The sequence below is a fragment of the Haloparvum sedimenti genome (assembly GCF_001462205.1).
GTDB lineage: Archaea > Halobacteriota > Halobacteria > Halobacteriales > Haloferacaceae > Haloparvum > Haloparvum sedimenti.
Genome location: NZ_LKIR01000114.1, coordinates 11,480 through 11,858 on the forward strand (window position 1 = coordinate 11,480; position 379 = coordinate 11,858).

Below are 379 nucleotides of genomic sequence, written 5' to 3' on the forward strand. Positions count from 1 at the left end.
TGGTCGCTCTGAAAGGTGAGGAGACAGTCGTAGAAATTACGAGGAGTATCGAACCGGCAATCCAGATTCGAGACGTTGGACTCTACCGAAACAATCCTGACAAGCCATGGGATGAGGTCTACGGTGAAAGCAAAACTGACTCGAAGAAGAATGGAGAGGCATTTGTTACTATTCAGAACTCCGGGAACGGACCAGATGCGGTCGTTGAGCTCCGGTTTACTGGAGATGTCCCTAACCCTGTCGAAGATCCCCGCGGAAGTGGAATCTATGAAAAAGACAGCCGCTCATGTGTAGCAGATTGTTGATTTCAGAGAGTCGCTTTAACAGCGTGTTTGAGTGCTTCTCGACCGGGTTTTCTGAAGAGTTCGCTGCGTAGCTG

1 pseudogene is annotated in these 379 nt (G+C 49.6%); it reads left to right on the forward strand.

The features are described from left to right. Nucleotides 1–305: pseudogene (locus tag AN233_RS16395) on the forward strand (hypothetical protein); the annotation flags it as partial. Between the last annotated feature and the right edge of the window lie 74 nt (nt 306–379).